15 protein-coding genes are annotated in these 15,529 nt (G+C 70.2%); 10 read left to right on the top strand and 5 right to left on the bottom strand.

Translation table 11 applies throughout. The features are described 5' to 3' along the window. Positions 1-6 precede the first annotated feature (6 nt). The 6 genes from ASD43_RS00230 to ASD43_RS00205 all read left to right on the top strand — a co-directional run bounded on the left by ASD43_RS00230 (position 7) and on the right by ASD43_RS00205 (position 6,103). Positions 7-1,878 carry an FAD-dependent monooxygenase gene (locus ASD43_RS00230; RefSeq protein WP_056411997.1) on the top strand — a complete coding sequence of 624 codons (1,872 nt, stop codon included), beginning with the start codon at positions 7-9 and terminating at the stop codon, positions 1,876-1,878. Between the two features lie 83 nt (positions 1,879-1,961). Continuing rightward, positions 1,962-2,954, top strand: a complete 993-nt coding sequence (locus ASD43_RS00225) for an ABC transporter ATP-binding protein (protein WP_082539148.1) — start codon at positions 1,962-1,964, stop codon at positions 2,952-2,954. A 1-nt stretch (position 2,955) separates the two neighbouring features. Then, on the top strand, positions 2,956-3,711 hold the full coding sequence (locus tag ASD43_RS00220) for a hypothetical protein (RefSeq protein WP_056411991.1): 756 nt from the start codon (positions 2,956-2,958) through the stop codon (positions 3,709-3,711). Positions 3,712-3,739: 28 nt separating this feature from the next. Continuing rightward, positions 3,740-4,990 (top strand): sensor histidine kinase, encoded by a 1,251-nt coding sequence (locus ASD43_RS00215; protein ID WP_056411987.1) that lies wholly within the window; start codon positions 3,740-3,742, stop codon positions 4,988-4,990. Continuing rightward, positions 4,984-5,616, top strand: a complete 633-nt coding sequence (locus ASD43_RS00210; protein WP_082539147.1) for a response regulator transcription factor — start codon at positions 4,984-4,986, stop codon at positions 5,614-5,616. Before ASD43_RS00215 ends, ASD43_RS00210 begins: the two co-directional genes overlap by 7 nt. A gap of 112 nt (positions 5,617-5,728) precedes the next feature. Then, entirely contained in the window at positions 5,729-6,103 is a 375-nt protein-coding gene (locus ASD43_RS00205; protein WP_056411984.1) for a VOC family protein, read from the top strand. A gap of 31 nt (positions 6,104-6,134) precedes the next feature. Here the strand turns inward: ASD43_RS00205 and ASD43_RS00200 are convergent, their stop codons facing one another. The 3 genes from ASD43_RS00200 to ASD43_RS00190 all read right to left on the bottom strand — a co-directional run bounded on the left by ASD43_RS00200 (position 6,135) and on the right by ASD43_RS00190 (position 8,883). After that, a complete protein-coding gene (locus ASD43_RS00200) occupies positions 6,135-6,677 on the bottom strand; it encodes a hypothetical protein (protein ID WP_056411982.1) in 543 nt (180 codons plus the stop codon). A 68-nt stretch (positions 6,678-6,745) separates the two neighbouring features. Next, positions 6,746-7,180, bottom strand: a complete 435-nt coding sequence (locus tag ASD43_RS00195; protein ID WP_056411980.1) for an NUDIX hydrolase — start codon at positions 7,178-7,180, stop codon at positions 6,746-6,748. Between the two features lie 41 nt (positions 7,181-7,221). Further along, positions 7,222-8,883, bottom strand: coding sequence for a thiamine pyrophosphate-binding protein (locus ASD43_RS00190; RefSeq protein WP_056411977.1), 1,662 nt, complete (start codon positions 8,881-8,883; stop codon positions 7,222-7,224). Between the two features lie 212 nt (positions 8,884-9,095). On the opposite strand from ASD43_RS00190, the gene ASD43_RS00185 reads away from it, so the two are divergent. Genes ASD43_RS00185 through ASD43_RS00170 form a run of 4 tightly spaced genes read left to right on the top strand, consistent with a single transcriptional unit; the run spans position 9,096 to position 13,082 of the window. Further along, complete coding sequence (locus ASD43_RS00185; protein ID WP_056411974.1) at positions 9,096-10,775, top strand: circularly permuted type 2 ATP-grasp protein; 1,680 nt, start codon at positions 9,096-9,098, stop codon at positions 10,773-10,775. Then, positions 10,769-11,695 (top strand): alpha-E domain-containing protein, encoded by a 927-nt coding sequence (locus tag ASD43_RS00180; RefSeq protein ID WP_056411971.1) that lies wholly within the window; start codon positions 10,769-10,771, stop codon positions 11,693-11,695. The genes ASD43_RS00185 and ASD43_RS00180 overlap by 7 nt, the downstream gene beginning before the upstream one ends. After that, positions 11,692-12,537, top strand: a complete 846-nt coding sequence (locus tag ASD43_RS00175; RefSeq protein WP_056411969.1) for a transglutaminase family protein — start codon at positions 11,692-11,694, stop codon at positions 12,535-12,537. The genes ASD43_RS00180 and ASD43_RS00175 overlap by 4 nt, the downstream gene beginning before the upstream one ends. Positions 12,538-12,572: 35 nt before the next feature. After that, entirely contained in the window at positions 12,573-13,082 is a 510-nt protein-coding gene (locus tag ASD43_RS00170) for a phosphoribosyltransferase (RefSeq protein WP_056418769.1), read from the top strand. Between the two features lie 61 nt (positions 13,083-13,143). Here ASD43_RS00170 and ASD43_RS00165 read toward each other — a convergent pair whose 3' ends face one another. Continuing rightward, positions 13,144-14,667, bottom strand: coding sequence for an ATP-dependent DNA ligase (locus ASD43_RS00165; RefSeq protein ID WP_056411966.1), 1,524 nt, complete (start codon positions 14,665-14,667; stop codon positions 13,144-13,146). A gap of 90 nt (positions 14,668-14,757) precedes the next feature. Further along, the gene (locus ASD43_RS00160; RefSeq protein WP_056411963.1) at positions 14,758-15,528 is read right to left on the bottom strand and encodes an enoyl-CoA hydratase/isomerase family protein; all 771 of its coding nucleotides are present in this window, start codon (positions 15,526-15,528) and stop codon (positions 14,758-14,760) included. Between the last annotated feature and the right edge of the window lies 1 nt (position 15,529).

Below are 15,529 nucleotides of genomic sequence, written 5' to 3'. Positions count from 1 at the left end.
ACGACGATGCAGTTCCACCACCACGGCTATGTCTCCGGAGACCCGAGGGTGAAGGATGCCGCGGGCACCGGCGACGCCCGCCCGGCCGATCTCCCCGACGAGATCGATGTGCTCATCGTCGGCTCGGGACCCGCCGGGATGCTGCTCGCCGCGCAGATGTCGCAGTACCCCGACGTGACCACCCGCATCATCGAGAAGCGCGACGGACGCCTCGTGCTGGGGCAGGCCGACGGCATCCAGCCGCGCAGCGTCGAGACCTTCCAGGCGTTCGGCTTCGCCGAGCGCATCATCGCCGAGGCGTACAACATCGGCTGGATGAACTTCTGGGGTCCCGACCCCGAGAACCCCGGCGAGATCGTCCGCACGTCGCGCACGGCCGACTACGCCTACGACATCTGCGAGTTCCCGCATCTGATCGTGAATCAGGCGCGCGTGCTCGACTACTTCGCCGAGGCCGCAGCGCACGGGCCGGGACGCATCGCTCCCGACTACGGCGTCGAGTTCGCGGGGCTGACGATCCACGACGAGGGCGCGTATCCGGTCGAGGTCGCCGTGCGATACGTCACGGGCGAGCGCGCGGGCGAGGAGCGCACTCTGCGCGCGAAGTACGTGGTGGGCTGCGACGGCGCGCGCAGCGGCGTGCGTCAGGCGATCGGCCGCATGCATGTGGGCGCCAGCGCGGCGCACGCGTGGGGGGTCATGGATGTGCTCGTGAACACCGACTTCCCCGACTGGCGCACCAAATGCGCCATCAACTCCGAGGCGGGGAACATCCTGCACATCCCGCGCGAGGGCGGCTACCTCAGCCGGATGTACATCGATCTCGGGGAGGTCGCCGACGACGACGACCACCGCGTGCGGCAGACGCCGGTCGAGGAGATCATCCGCCGGGCGAACGCGATCCTCAGCCCGTACACGCTGGATGTGAAGGAGGTCGCCTGGCACAGCGTCTACGAGGTCGGCCACCGCGTGACCGACGGTTTCGACGACGTCGCCGACGGCTCGGATCGGACGCCTCGCGTCTTCCTCACCGGCGACGCCTGCCACACCCACAGCGCCAAGGCCGGGCAGGGGATGAACGTCTCGATGCAGGACGGCTTCAACCTCGGCTGGAAGCTCGGGTCGGTCCTCTCCGGACGCGCCCCCGAGACGCTGCTCAGCACGTACGGGGCCGAGCGTCGACCGGTCGCGCAGCAGCTGATCGACTTCGACCGCGAGTGGTCGACGCTGATGGCCCGCAAGCCCTCGGAGATCACCGACCCCGGCGATCTGGCGACCTACTACCTCGCCACGGCGGAGTTCCCCTCCGGTTTCATGACGCAGTACACCTCGTCGATGATCACCGGCACAGACGCGCACCAGGCGCTCGCGGCGGGCTTCCCGCTCGGCAAGCGCTTCAAGTCCGCAGAGGTCGTGCGCGTGGGCGACGGGAACGTCGTGCACCTCGGGCATCACGCCAGGGCCGACGGGCGGTGGCGCGTGTACGCGTTCGGCGGACGGGAGGCGTCGACGCTCGCGGCGTGGGCCGCGGAGGCGGCCCCGGTGCTCGCGCGCTTCACTCCCGAGGGCGCCGACGAGGACGCGGTGTTCGATGTCAAGGCGATCTACCAGCAGCCGTACGAGCAGGTCGAGGTCACGTCCGCCCCCGCGCTCTTCCAGCCTCAGACCGGCCCGCTCGGGCTCACCGACTGGGAGAAGGTCTACGCGGCAGGACCCTCGAAGTGGACGGAGACCGACATCTTCGCGGCGCGTGAGCTGTCGCGGGACGGCGTGGTCGTGGTGGTGCGGCCGGACCAGTACGTCGCGGCGATCCTGCCGCTCGACGGGGTCGACGAGCTGGCCGCCTTCTTCGACGGGGCGCTGGTGACGGTCCGGTGAGGACATCCGGCATGACACGTGTCATGCCGAGGAGATGACACCGCCCTCCGGCCGGATCCTCGTCGCCCGACGAGGCTGGAGACATGAACAACTCTTCCGTGGAAAGATCGGCGACGCGGGTCCCCCCGCGACCGGCCTCCACTGCCCTGCCCGATGAGGCTTCCCTGATCGAAGGCGCTGTCGTGCTCGAACTGCGGGCCGTCGAGCGGCACTTCGGCACCGGCGACCGTCGCGTGCAGGCCGTCGACCGGGTGGACCTCTCCGTCCGGCGCGGCGAGGTCGTCGCCCTGCTGGGGCCGAACGGCGCAGGCAAGACGACGACGCTCGACATGCTGCTCGGACTCACCGAGCCCAGCAGCGGCACCGTGCGAGTCCTCGGTGTCACACCCGAGCGGGCGACGTCGACGGGCGCGATCGGCGCGGTGCTGCAGACCGGCGGGCTGCTCGGAGACCTGACCGTCGGGGAGACGGTGCGCCTCATCGCGTCGCTGTACGGTACCGATGCTCTCGGTCGAGTGGATGACGTCATGGCGCGAGCCGACCTCGTCCGCCTCGCACGCCGTCGGGTGTCGAAGTGCTCCGGCGGTGAGCAGCAGCGGGTGAAGTTCGCCCTCGCGATGGTGTCGGACCCCGACATCCTCGTGCTCGACGAGCCGACCGCAGGCATGGACGTCACCGCCCGCCGGCACTTCTGGGACGCGATGCGCGCTGATGCTGACGCGGGGCGGACCATCATCTTCGCCACCCACTACCTGGAGGAGGCGGAGCAGTTCGCCCGCCGGACCGTCGTGATGCATCGCGGCACGGTCGTCGCGGACGCGCCGACGGCGCTCCTGCGCGCCAGCCTGGGCGAGCGCACCGTCTCGGCGACGGTGGACGCGGCATCCGAGGATCTCGTCGCGATGCTCCGCGCGACCGACGGCGTCATCGATCTGCGGATCGACGGCGATCGGCTCAGCCTGCGGACCACCGATTCGGATGCCGCCGCCCGGATGCTGCTCGATGCAGGCGCTCACGATCTCGAGATCGCCGCCCCCACGCTCGAAACCGCCTTCACCGCTCTGACGGAGGACTGACATGCTCGTCTCACCCACCATGCTGCGCATCGAAGGCGTCCGCCAGTTGCGCAACCCCTACACGCTCGCGTTCACGCTGGCCATGCCGGTCGCGATGTACCTCCTGTTCGGTGCCGGCATGGGCTATGGCACGCAGTCGGCCGGCAACGGGAACGTCTCCTTCTACGTGATGACCTCGATGGCGGCGTACGGCACGGCCGTCGCGATGAGTTCGCTGACCTCGCTGGCAGCGACCGAGGCGAAGCAGGGCTGGGGACGTCAGCTCGCGATGACACCGATGACCACGCTCGGCTACGCCATGACGAAACTGCTCACCTCCGTCGCCTTCGCAGCTCTGGCGCTGGTGGCGGTCTGCACAGCAGGAATGATGACCGGAGCCCGCGTCGACGACCTGTGGCGGTGGGGTGCGACGGCGGCGATCGTCCTCGGGCTCGGCCTGATGTACGGACTGTACGGGCTCGGCGTCGGGCTGTTCTTCAGCTCGGATTCGGCGGCGGCGCTCGCCTCGATCACGATGACGTTCTTCGCGTTCTTCGGCAACGTGTTCATGCCGCTCGACGGGGTCATGCTCGACATCGCACGATTCACGCCGCTCTACGGCTTCGTGGCGCTCGCCCGGTGGCCCCTCACCGACGGAGTGCTCACGACCGGGCAGACCGATCAGCTGTGGATGCTGTTCCTCAACGTCGCCGTCTGGCTCGCGCTCTTCGCGGTGCTGGTGATGATGGGAATGAAGCGCTCTCGGGCGCGGCAGTAGCCGCGGACGACGACAGTAGGTTGGACGGATGACGCAACCATCGAAGCGAGAGACCTCGGAGGCGCCCGAGGTCTCTCGCGATGCGGCTCGAGGCGCGGCTCGCGACACAGCCCGGTTCGCCGCCGCGGGTGCGCCGCCGGCAGCATGGGCGGCGCCCGGTGCCAGGCGGGCCCCCGCCGCTGGGAAGGATCCGTGGGCGCGGTTCGGCTGGCTGATGGCCGTGATCTGGCTCGTCTTCCTCGTGTATCCGGTCATCGCGCTGGTGCGGTCCGAGGCACAGCTCGCGTGGGTCGTGACCGGGTGGGTCGCGCTCGTGGCTTTCGTCGTGCTGTACGTCACAGGCTTCATGCACGGTATGCGCGGCGGAGGAGGGCTGGGGCGGAAGCCGTCGAGGCGTCAGTGGCTCACGTTCATCGCCCTGATTCTCTGCGTCCTGATCTCGGTGCCGGCGGAGGGCGGATCCGCGCTCAGCTTCCTGCCGTTCATCATGTCCTTCGCCTCCTACGGACTGACGCGGATCTGGCATTGGATCACGACCGTCGCGGCGGTCGCACTCACGGCCGTCTGCGTGTTCGTGCTGCCGGGGGGAATGAGTTATCTGTCGGTGCTGGCGATCGTCGCGCTGCTCGGTGTGGTGAACACCGTGTCCACGTGGCTCGTCCTGCGCTCCGCCGAGGCGGAGCGGCTCGGTCTCGAGCTGGCGACCAGCGAGGGGCGCGAAGCCCTGGCTCGCGATGTGCACGATCTGATCGGACATTCGCTGACGGTGGTCGGCCTCAAGGCGCAGCTGGTGCGTCGGCTCATGGACTCCGACCCCGAGCGCGCGAAGGCCGAGCTGGCCGATATCGAGCGGCTCACGGCGGAAGCGATCGCCGGCGTTCGTTCGACCGTGTCGGGGGCACGGACGACCACACTCGTGGAGCAGCTGGCCTCCTCGCGGGACTCGTTCCGTGCGGCGGACATCGAGATGCAGATCGAGGGGGAGCCCGGCGCGCTGTCGCCGGTGCAGGCGATCACCGCGAGCTGGATCCTGCGGGAGGCCACGACCAACACCCTCCGGCACTCGCGGGCGCGCACGGTGCGAGTGCAGCTGTCGCCGGGTCGGATGGTGCTCGAAGACGACGGCGTGGGCATCGGCGCGAGGGCGCGTGGCGGCGCTGATGAGGGAAACGGCGTGCGCGGTATGCGCGACCGGGCGGCAGCGGCCGGTGCGGCCCTCGCGCTCGGTGCCGCCGATGCCGCGGGCGGCACCGGGACGCGCGTGGAGCTGACGTGGTGAGCGCCTCGGATGCCGGCGGGGGGATCCGCCTCCTGATCGCCGACGACCAGGCGCTCGTGCGGGGTGCGCTCGGGGCTCTCCTCGACCTCGAATCCGACCTCACCGTCGTCGGAATGGCGTCCGATGGGGCCGAAGCGGTGCAGCGTGCGGGGGAGCTGCGGCCGGACGTGTGTCTGATGGACATCCAGATGCCGGGCATGGACGGCATCGAAGCGACGCATCGGATCCGTGAGACGAGTCCGGCGACGCGGGTGCTCGTCGTGACGACATTCGCGCGCCCCGGGTACCTGCGCGCAGCACTGGACGCGGGCGCGAGCGGGTTCATCGTCAAGGACACCCCTGCCGAGCAGCTCGCCGAGGCCGTCCGCCGGGTGCGATCGGGACTTCGGGTGCTGGATCCCGTGCTCGCCGCCGACAGCCTGTTCGACGGTGCGAATCCGTTGAGCGACCGGGAACGGCAGGTTCTGCGGCTCGCGGCGGACGGGCGCTCGGCCGCGGCGATCGCCGCCGAGGTGTTCCTCTCGGCGGGAACCGTGCGCAATCATCTCTCCTCGGCGATCGGGAAGACCGGCGCGGCGAATCGGGCGCAGGCGGTGCGGATCGCCCTCGACAAGGGGTGGATCTGAGGGGCGTCGCCGCACGTCCGTCTGCAGGCGTGACTCGGCCTGGCGGGATGTCAGTGGTGCGGCGTACCGTGAACGCGGATGGGTCGACGGTGCCCACCAGGAGGAGTGCGCGATGGACTGGAAGATCGAACTCATCTTCGTGCCGGTGACGGATGTCGACAGGGCGAAGGACTTCTACGTGAAGATCGGCTTCACCGCCGACCACGACCAGACGCCTGTCGAGGGTCTGCGCTTCGTGCAGATGACGCCGCCGGGCTCCGCGTGCTCGATCGCATTCGGCACGGGTCTCGGGATCGCACTCGAGCCGGGCCAGCAGAACACGATCCAGGTCGTGGTGCCGGATGCCGACGAGGCGCTCGCGCACCTGCGCGGTGTCGGCGTCGAGGCGAGCGGTGTGGACGACCTGGACTGGGGCCGGTTCGTGACGTTCGACGACCCCGACGGCAACACCTGGACGCTGCAGGAGCTGCCGGACTACAGCGGCTGACGTCGCGGGACGTGCACAGGGTCGGCTCGCGTCAGGCTCCGCACTCCATCGACTGGTCGGTGAGGATCCACTCGGTGCCACGGCGTTCCATCACCACGGTGCCGCAGTCGCCGGAGGCGAGGTAGGTCACGAAGAGCGTGGCGTCGGTGGCGGTCTCGGCCTGCACGGCGATGTCGACCTCGGCGCTCTGTCCGAGGGATCGGTAGAGGTCGGCGGTGGCGGTGATCATCTGTTCGCAGCTCGAGATCCCTGTCATCCCGTGGGACTCGAGCTCGGCGATCATGCGGGTCACGAGGTCGGGGGTGAGGCGCGCACAGGCGGTGTCGACGTCGGGAAGGCGGGACGCATCCAGCCACTCGCGGAATCCGTCGGACGCGCTCTGCGATTCGGACGCCGGTGGCTCGGCGGCCTGCGTGGCGACCGGCTCCGAGGCGGAGGGCGAAGTCGCCGTGGCGGTCGCGGCGACCTCCGCGGGATCGGCGCCCGCCGTGCACGAGGTCAACGTCATGGTCACGGTCATCAGGAAGATCGCGGCTGCCGCCGCCGTCTTCCTCGTGCTGTTCCGCCCGGTCATCCGTCGATTCTGGCAGATCGACGACCTCGGTGTCCCGCCCCCGCCCCGCCTGCGGCCCCGCAGCGGAGTCAGCTCGCGTCGAGGTCGAGCAGGAACTCCGTCGCGCCGTCGGGGAACAGCGGTCGCCTGCCGTCGCGCACCTCCGCGATCGGCACCCATCGCACCGGACTGCCCTCATCGAGCACGTGCAGTTCGGCGTCGAGGGGGACCGCGTCGAGCTCGATCGAGCGCACCGCGTAGATATGGGCGATCTCGTGGCCCGGGACACCCTCGTACGTGAAGATGTTGTCGCGCACGCCGAGCAGTTCCACGGCCTGCAGGGTGACGTCGAGTTCCTCGTGGAACTCACGATGCAGCGCCTCCTCGGCCCGCTCGCCGAACTCGATCCCGCCGCCGATCGCTCGCAGGAAGTCGAGTCCGCGGGACCGATCCGTGCCGGACAACGCAAGGACATGACCCTGCTTCACGGGCAGGCCGACGGCGATGTTGCGGATGGCGGGCATCCCAGAAGGCTAGCGCAGCAGGAGGCCCGGACCGCCGGCGATCACGAGTTCACGCGGATGATCTCCTGCTGGTACGGCGCGATCACGTCGCCGGAGATCCGCAGATCCAGAAGCAGGAATCGTCGCGTGGCGGCATCCTCCTGCGCCCAGGCGGCGAGCCGGTCGAGATCCGCGAGGGTCTTCACGACGACGCCCTCCGCCCCGACGGCGGCGCCGAACGCCGCGAAGTCGACCTCGGGGATCCGCATCGGCCCCTCCGCGAGCCCCTTCAGGCCGTAGAGGTTGACCTCGGCGCCGTATGCCGCGTCATTCCAGATCACGGCGATGCCGCGTCCGGCGGCCGCGCGGACCGCGGATTCGAGGTCGGCGATGGCCATCAGCCCGCCTCCGTCGCCCGAGGTCAGCACGATCGTCGACTCCCTGCGGGCGAGCGCGGCGCCGACCATGCTCGGCCATCCCTGACCGATCGACTGGAAGGCGGTGCCGACCATCATCATCCGGTCGGGGGCCTCCACGGGCCAGTACATGTTCGCCCAGCCGATGAAGTGTCCGCCGTCCGAGACGACGACGCGATCGCGGGGCAGGAGCTCGGCGATGCGTCGTGCGGCCGATCGAGGGTCGAGTCGTCCGTCGGCGGCGAGGTCGTCGCCCTTCTCATAGGTCCGTGCGGCGGCGACGTCGACGGACTCGCGCCACGGCAGCCCGGGCGCAGCGGTGGAGGACGCGGAGCCGACCCTGGCGACGAGCGCCTCGGCGGCGACGCGGGCGTCCGCGCGCACGAAGCCGCCGATGTGCGCATGCGTCGCGGCCGGCGCGATGTCGATCTGGAAGACACGGGTGCCCGGAGCGAAGAGTTCGCCGAATCGCATCGTGAACTGGTTCAGGGCGGCGCCGAAGACGACGGCGACGTCGGCGGTGCGGATCAGCTCCATCGCCCCGTCCGCCCCGAATCCGCCCGTCACGCCGAGATCGAACCGCCCGTCGGGGAACACGCCGCGGCCGAGAGCGGATGACGCGGTGAGTGCACCGGTGAGGGCGGCGAGCTCGCCGAGGGCGTCGCCCGCGCCGGCCAGCCAGGCGCCGCGTCCGGCGAGCAGGAACGGACGCTCCGCCTGCGACAGCGCGGCGGCGATCTCGTCGAGCATCCCCTCGGCGAACTCGCCCTTCGGGGCGAGCGGCGTCAGCAGACGCGGCGCGGGAACCTCGGGCACGCTGCCGGCATCGAGCGTGGCCACGTCGTAGGGGATCGCCAGCACGACCGGCAGGCGATAGGTGAGAGCATGCTCGATCGCGATGACCGTGGTGGCCGCGGCATCCGCATGACCGACGGTATAGGTGCGGGCGCCGACGGCCGAGGCGAGCGCGATCTGATCGACGTCCCAGGGGCGCGGTCCCGAGGTCGGCTCGTCTCCGACGACGAGCACGAGCGGCACGCGGGCCTGCACGGCCTCCGCGAGTGCGGTCAGGGTGTTCGTGAACCCGGCGCCGTACGTCGACGTGCCTGCGGCGATGCGACCGGACGCGCGGAAGTGGGCGTCGGCGGCGACGACAGCACCCTGCTCGTGTCGTACCGCGGTGAAGACGGCGTCCGTCTGCCTCTCGATCGCGTCGAGGAAGTAGGCGTTGCCGTTGCCCATGACGCCGAAGACGGCGTCGATGTGCTGGGCGAGGGTGAGGGCGACGTGCGCGGAGACACTGGGCATGGGTGGGCCTTTCGAGACAGGGACGGAGGTCGTGCGCATTCCGTATGTGTCTCGCCTCCGCATCATCGCGGAGTGCTTCGTGCCTCTTTTTCAGGCACCGGCGGCACAGAGCGCCGGACGGATAGATCCTACCGCGCGGCCCGCCGCCGGTCGTCGCGGCGCCGTCTCCTGCGCGTAACACCGCCGAAACGGCGACAGGGAAACATGCGGTCATGGAATCGCTGTTCGACGGATACACGACGCGCCGATCGCCCCGGCGGCCGGGGGCCTCGCCCTGGGACGAGATGTTCGCGGCGGAGGCCCGGCCGGACGGCGCGGACGTGCGGGCGCCGTATCAGGACATGTATCCCGCCCTCGCCGGTATGGACGATGCGGAGCTGCGGGCGCGCACGGATGCCCTCGCCAGCTCGTATCTCGCGCAGGGCGTCACCTTCGACTTCGCGGGGGAGGAGCGTCCGTTCCCTCTCGACGTCGTGCCGCGGGTGATCGCCGCGGATGACTGGCGCTACGTCGAGTCCGGGGTGACGCAGCGGGTGCGGGCGCTGGAGGCGTTCCTCGCCGATGTGTACGGCCCGCAGCTCGCGGTGCAGGACGGAGTCATCCCGGCATCGCTGATCAGCTCCTCGTCGCACTTCCACCGTCAGGCGGCGGGGATCGTCGGTGCCAACGGCGTGCGCATCCATGTCGCCGGGATCGACGTGATCCGCGATGAGGCCGGCTCGTGGCGCGTGCTCGAGGACAACGTGCGCGTCCCCAGCGGAGTGAGCTACGTGCTCGCCAATCGCCGGGTGATGGCGCAGACCCTGCCCGAACTGTTCACGAGCCTGCGGGTGCGACCGGTCGTCGACTATCCCGGCCGCCTGCTCCAGGCGCTGCGGGCGGCCGCGCCGATCGGCGTCGACGACCCGACGGTCGTGGTGCTGACGCCCGGCGTGCACAACTCGGCGTACTACGAGCACACGCTGCTGGCTCGCATGATGGGCATCGAGCTCGTCGAGGGCCGCGACCTGTTCTGCTCGGGCGGCCGCGTGTGGATGCACACGACCGCGGGTCCCACCCGTGTCGACGTCATCTACCGCAGGGTCGACGACGAGTTCCTGGATCCGCAGCAGTTCCGCCCGGATTCGGTGCTCGGAGCGCCGGGACTGATGCTCGCCGCACGGCTCGGCAACGTGACCCTCGCCAACGCGGTGGGCAACGGCGTCGCCGACGACAAGCTCGTGTACACCTACGTGCCCGACCTGATCCGGTACTACCTGGGGGAGGAACCCGTGCTGCCGAACGTCGACACCTGGCGTCTCGAAGAGCCGGATGCGCTCGAGGAGGTGCTCGACAGGCTCGACGAGCTCGTGGTGAAACCGGTCGACGGGTCGGGCGGCAAGGGGCTGGTCGTCGGTCCCGACGCGTCGCGGGAGACGCTGGAGGAGCTGAAGAAGACGCTGTTGGCGGATCCGCGTGGCTGGATCGCGCAGCCGGTGGTGCAGCTGTCGACCATCCCCACCCTGGTCGAGGACGGCTTCCGACCGCGGCACGTCGACCTGCGCCCGTTCGCGGTCAACGACGGACAGGACATCTGGGTGCTCCCGGGCGGTCTCACCCGCGTCGCGCTTCCCGAAGGGCAGCTGGTGGTGAACTCCAGTCAGGGCGGAGGATCCAAGGACACGTGGGTGCTCGATCCGTCTCTCTTCACCGGGCAGACGGCGACCGTGCCGGGGGAGCCCGACCCCGCGGCCGCGGAGGTGTCGCTCGCGACCGGCGCGATCCCGATCCTCGCGTCGTCGCGCGAGGAGGCGAGCCCTCCCTTCCTCTCATCGCCGCAGGACGAGGACCTCGAGCTGCGCCACCACCAGCAACAGCAGCAGCAACAGCAGCAGGGAGGCGGGGGATGCTGAGCCGCATCGCCGAGGCGCTGTTCTGGATCGGCCGCTACGTGGAGCGCGCCGACGGCACGGCACGCATTCTCGATGTGCATCTGCAGCTGCTCCTCGAGGACCCGTGGGTGGAGGAGGACACCGCGTGCCGAGCGCTTCTCTCGGTGATGGGCACGACCGCGGACCCCGAGGCGGTGCTGAGCCGCGACGACGTGGTGCGGCTGCTCGCCCTCGACCGCGAGCACTCCGCATCGATCGCCCATTCGATCGCCTCCGCGCGCGAGAACGCGAGGCGCGCGAGAGAGATCATCTCGACCGACCTGTGGGAGACGCTCAACGAGTCGAACGCGCGGATGCCGCGGCGGATCGCCTCGGACAAGACACATCCGTTCTTCCGCTGGGTGCGTGACCGTTCGGCGCTCGCCTTCGGGGTCGTGGACTCGTCGATGAGCCGTGACGAGGCGTGGCACTTCTTCGTGCTCGGTCGCTCGATCGAGCGCGCGGACATGACGGCGCGCCTGCTCGCGACGCGGTCGCTGACCGAGGCCGGCGGTCCGAGCTGGACGACGTTGCTGCGCAGCTGCGGGGCGTACGAGGCGCACCTGCGCAGCCACAGGGCGGTGCCGACCGGGGCATCGGCGGTCGAGTTCCTCCTCGTCGATCGTCTGTTCCCGCGGTCGGTGCTCTCCAGCATCCTGCAGGCCGAGGAATGCATGCGCGGTATCGACCCCGCCGGCGCCTTCGGCGCCCCTGATCGCGCGCATCGCGTGCTCGGACGCCTGCGATCAGAGCTGGAGTACCGGCCGATCGGAGATACGGTGCACCGGCTGTCGGAGAGCATGGAGGAGGTCCAGGTGGGCATGTCTGTGGCGAGCGACGCGATCAGGGAGCGGTACTTCCCCTCGATCGCGATGCCGGTGTGGATCGGAGAGGCACTGTGAGCCGACTGAGGATCGTGCACCGCACCGGATTCCGCTACGGACAGCCGGCGACGGCGTCGTACAACGAGGCGAGGATGCTGCCGCATTCGCGTGACGGCCAGTTCGTGCTGCAGGCCACTCTCGACATCTCGCCCACCGCCACCCAGCATTCGTACGTGGACTACTGGGACACCAGGGTCTCGACGTTCGAGGTGCTGACTCCGCACCAGATGCTCTCGGTCACGGCGACCAGCGTGGTGGATGTGCGGCCCGCTCTCCCTGCCGCGCCCGGCATCGACTGGGAAGAGCTCGCGCTGCGGATCCCGCAGTCCCTGGGCCTGGCGGAGTGCGTGATGCAGACGCCGGCGACCGCTCCCGATGACGAGATGCACGAGCTGGCGCTGCGCATCGAAGCCGAGGGCGGCGGTGTCGACGAGACCGCGCTCGAGATCTGCCGCACGGTCGGCGAGGCGATGGAGTACCGCAGCGGCGTGACAGGGGTGAGCTCGACCGCCCGCGATGCGTGGCCCGCGCGCTCGGGCGTCTGCCAGGACATCGCGCATGTCGCCCTGGGCGTTCTGCGTGCTGCCGGCATCCCGGCGCGTTACGTGTCGGGCTACCTGCACCCCGACCCGACGGCCGCGATCGGAGAGCCGGTCACGGGGGAGTCCCACGCCTGGGTGGAGTGGTACTCGGGCGAGTGGCGCGGGTACGACCCCACGAATCTCGTCGAGGTCGGCGACTCGCACGTCTACGTCGGTCACGGCCGCGATTACGCGGACGTCGCTCCGCTGCGTGGCGTGTACGCGGGGTCCAGCGGGTCCGAGCTGTTCGTGTCGGTCGAGGTCACCAGGCTCGGGTGAACGCGGACACCGCACGGGTGGGGAAGAATGAGACGATGACGGATGCTTCGATCGAGCGCGAGACGCTCACCTGGGACGGCTTCGGATCGGCGACGCGAGACCTCGCGCGACGCATCCTCGACAGCGGCTTCGTGCCCGAGGTGGTCGTCGCCATCGCGCGCGGCGGGCTGCTCCCCGCCGGTGCGATCGCGTACGGTCTCGGCGCGAAGAACTGCGGAGCGATCAACGTCGAGTTCTACACCGGCATCGGCACCGTGCTCGATGCCCCCGAGGTGCTGCCGCCCGAACTCGACATGGCGTATCTCGACGGTCGCCGTGTGCTGCTCGTCGACGATGTCGCCGACTCGGGGCGCACACTCGCCCTGGCCGTGCAGCTGCTGACCGACAAGGGGGCGGATGTCCGCTCGGTGACGATCTACACGAAACCGTCGACGATCATCCAGCCCGACTACGCCTGGAAGGACACCGACCGGTGGATCGACTTCCCGTGGTCGTTCCAGGGCACGGTGCGCGAAGAGGACCTCGGACTCGCGCCCTCCGCCTGACGGTGCTCAGCCTGACGGTGCTCCGCCTGACGGTGCGATCCTGCGGGCGACCGCGGCCGTCTCAGCCGCGAACCAGCGCGCGCAGCGTCTGGATCGTATCGGCCTCTGCCGCGGTCTTGTCGGGCCGGTAGCCCTTGACCCTCGCGAAGCGCAGCGCGACGCCGCCGGGGTAGCGCGGGGAGCGCTGCACACCGTCGATCGCGATCTCGACCACGAACTCGGGTCGCAGGAACACCGTGCTCTGCGTCCGCCTCGTCTCGAGCGGCGGGAACTGCTCGGTCTGCCACCGCAGCAGCTCGTCGGTCAGCCCCTTGAACGTCTTGCCCACCATCACGAATCCGCCGGGTTCTCCGAACTCGCCCGTCGGATCGAGGGCACCCAGATGCAGGTTCGACAGCCATCCGTTCCGGCGCCCCGAGCCCCATTCGGCCCCCAGCACGACGAGGTCGTAGGTCAGCACCGGTTTGACCTTGACCCAGGATGCGCCGCGACGGCCCGCGGCGTACGGCGCATCGACGCCTTTGATCACGATGCCTTCATGCCCGGCGGCCAGGGCCTCGCGGGAGAGATGCTCCGCGGCGTCGGGATCGTCGGTGACGATGCCGGGCATGCGCCACTCGCCGACGACCCGTGCGAGTTCGTGCAGCCGCGTCGACAGCGGCTCGTCGATGAGGTCGCGTCCGTCGACGTGCAGGATGTCGAAGAACCAGGGCCGCAGCACGAGGTCGCGCGCGACGTCGGCCCCGAACCGCGACATCGTCTCCTGGAACGGCCGGGGACCGCCGTCTTCGTCGAGCGACAGGGTCTCTCCGTCGAGGATCAGGTCGTGAGCGGGCAGAGCGCGCACGATCTCGACGATCTCGGGCACGCGGTGGGTGATGTCGGCGAGGCTGCGGGTGTAGACGCCGACCTCGTCGCCGTGCCGGTGCACCTGGATGCGCGCACCGTCGAGCTTGTATTCGACGGATGCCGTGCCCGTGACCGCGAGCGCCGCCGTCGGCGTCGCGGCGGTCGATGCGAGCATGGGCAGCACGGGGCGTCCGACCTCGAGACCGACGGCGTCGAGCTCGGTCGCCGTGCCGGTGAGTGCGAGCCGCGCGGTGGCGCCGAGGTCGCCGGACAGCATCGCGGCACGACGCACGGATGCGGCAGGTCGCTCCGAGGCCTTGGCGATCGCGTCGAGCAGCACTCCGCCGAGCGCGCCGGTGCGCAGTTCGCCCCGCATCGACCGGCTCAGGAAGTCCCACTCGGGGGCCGTCGCTCGTGCGGCGAGAGCTGTCAGCGCGGCGCTCCTGGCCGCGGTCGACCCTGAACCGGACGTGTGGGCCAGAGTGTCGAGAGCGTCGTCGACGTCGGTGATCGTCAGCGTCGCATCCGCGGCATGCGTGACGTCGAGAGCGGACAGGCCCCGCCATCCGACTCCCAGACGCCCCTGGCGGGGTGCGGCGAGCAGGAGTCCGGTGAGTGCCGGCAGCTCATCGGCGTCGGCCTGGGCGAGCAGCTGCGACAGCGCGTCGATCTTCGCGAGTCGGGACGAGGTCGCGGCGACGGCTTCGGCGGTGGAGACGAGCTCCGAGAGCATCATGGATGCAGTCTCGCACCGGCATCCGACATCGCCGACGCCCTTGCCGTCGCGGGCACGCAGGCGCTAGGCGACCGGGGTCCCGCCCGCGTCTCAGCGGCCCCGGAACACCGGGGTGCGCTTCTCCTGGAACGCGGCGAACCCCTCGCGGTAGTCCTCCGTGTCGCAGAGCGCGGCCTGCGCCGTGTTCTCGGCGTCCATCGACACCCACAGGCCCAGCCGCTCGTCGCGGATCCGCGCGACGAGCTGCTTGCTGGCGAGGAACGCGGCCGTGGCTCCTCGTGCGGCCGTCGTCGCGGCGAGGACGGTGGCGTCGACGACCTCGTCGTCGGGCACCACCCGCGAGAAGAGTCCGGCGCTCACCGCCTCCGTCCCGCTCATCAGCCGCCCCGTGTAGATGAGGTCGAGCGTCCGGTGCGCCCCCAGCCGTTCGACGAAGAGGGCGTGCCCTCCCGAGTCCAACGTGGCGCCCAGGGCGGCGAAGGGCGAGCCGATCTTCGCCGACTGCGCGACGTAGACGACGTCCGTGGCGATCAGGAGCCCGAGTCCGACGCCGAGGCAGGCGCCGTGCGCGACCGCGAAGGTCGGCGCGGGAAAGCGCGACATCCGCTGGAGCAGGGGTGTCACCAGCCCGCCGAGGTAGCCGATCACGTCGTCGTCGCGCGGGTCGACGGCAGAGATGTCCCGGCCGGCGCAGAATGCCCGGCCTTCGCCGCGCAGGACGAGAGCGCGCACTCCCGCGGCCTCCGCCTCGTCGTACGCGTGCCCGAGGTCGCGGATCGCCTGCTCGTCGAGCGCGTTCAGCTTCGCGGGAGCGTTCAGCACGACGGTCGCCGTGTTGTCGGCGATGGTGAGATCGATCATC

It is taken from the genome of Microbacterium sp. Root553 (assembly GCF_001426995.1).
GTDB lineage: Bacteria > Actinomycetota > Actinomycetes > Actinomycetales > Microbacteriaceae > Microbacterium.
The sequence above is the reverse complement of the archived record's forward strand: the minus strand, read 5'-3'. Positions and strand labels throughout refer to the sequence as shown.

Bases quoted from the DNA above. Each gene is read 5' to 3' on its own strand.
- ASD43_RS00230 (WP_056411997.1), top strand. From the start codon at position 7: ATGCAGTTCCACCACCACGGCTATGTCTCCGGAGACCCGAGGGTGAAG.
- ASD43_RS00225 (WP_082539148.1), top strand. From the start codon at position 1,962: ATGAACAACTCTTCCGTGGAAAGATCGGCGACGCGGGTCCCCCCGCGA.
- ASD43_RS00220 (WP_056411991.1), top strand. From the start codon at position 2,956: ATGCTCGTCTCACCCACCATGCTGCGCATCGAAGGCGTCCGCCAGTTG.
- ASD43_RS00215 (WP_056411987.1), top strand. From the start codon at position 3,740: ATGACGCAACCATCGAAGCGAGAGACCTCGGAGGCGCCCGAGGTCTCT.
- ASD43_RS00205 (WP_056411984.1), top strand. From the start codon at position 5,729: ATGGACTGGAAGATCGAACTCATCTTCGTGCCGGTGACGGATGTCGAC.
- ASD43_RS00200 (WP_056411982.1), bottom strand. From the start codon at position 6,677: ATGACCGGGCGGAACAGCACGAGGAAGACGGCGGCGGCAGCCGCGATC.
- ASD43_RS00195 (WP_056411980.1), bottom strand. From the start codon at position 7,180: ATGCCCGCCATCCGCAACATCGCCGTCGGCCTGCCCGTGAAGCAGGGT.
- ASD43_RS00190 (WP_056411977.1), bottom strand. From the start codon at position 8,883: ATGCCCAGTGTCTCCGCGCACGTCGCCCTCACCCTCGCCCAGCACATC.
- ASD43_RS00185 (WP_056411974.1), top strand. From the start codon at position 9,096: ATGGAATCGCTGTTCGACGGATACACGACGCGCCGATCGCCCCGGCGG.
- ASD43_RS00180 (WP_056411971.1), top strand. From the start codon at position 10,769: ATGCTGAGCCGCATCGCCGAGGCGCTGTTCTGGATCGGCCGCTACGTG.
- ASD43_RS00170 (WP_056418769.1), top strand. From the start codon at position 12,573: ATGACGGATGCTTCGATCGAGCGCGAGACGCTCACCTGGGACGGCTTC.
- ASD43_RS00165 (WP_056411966.1), bottom strand. From the start codon at position 14,667: ATGATGCTCTCGGAGCTCGTCTCCACCGCCGAAGCCGTCGCCGCGACC.
- ASD43_RS00160 (WP_056411963.1), bottom strand. From the start codon at position 15,528: ATGATCGATCTCACCATCGCCGACAACACGGCGACCGTCGTGCTGAAC.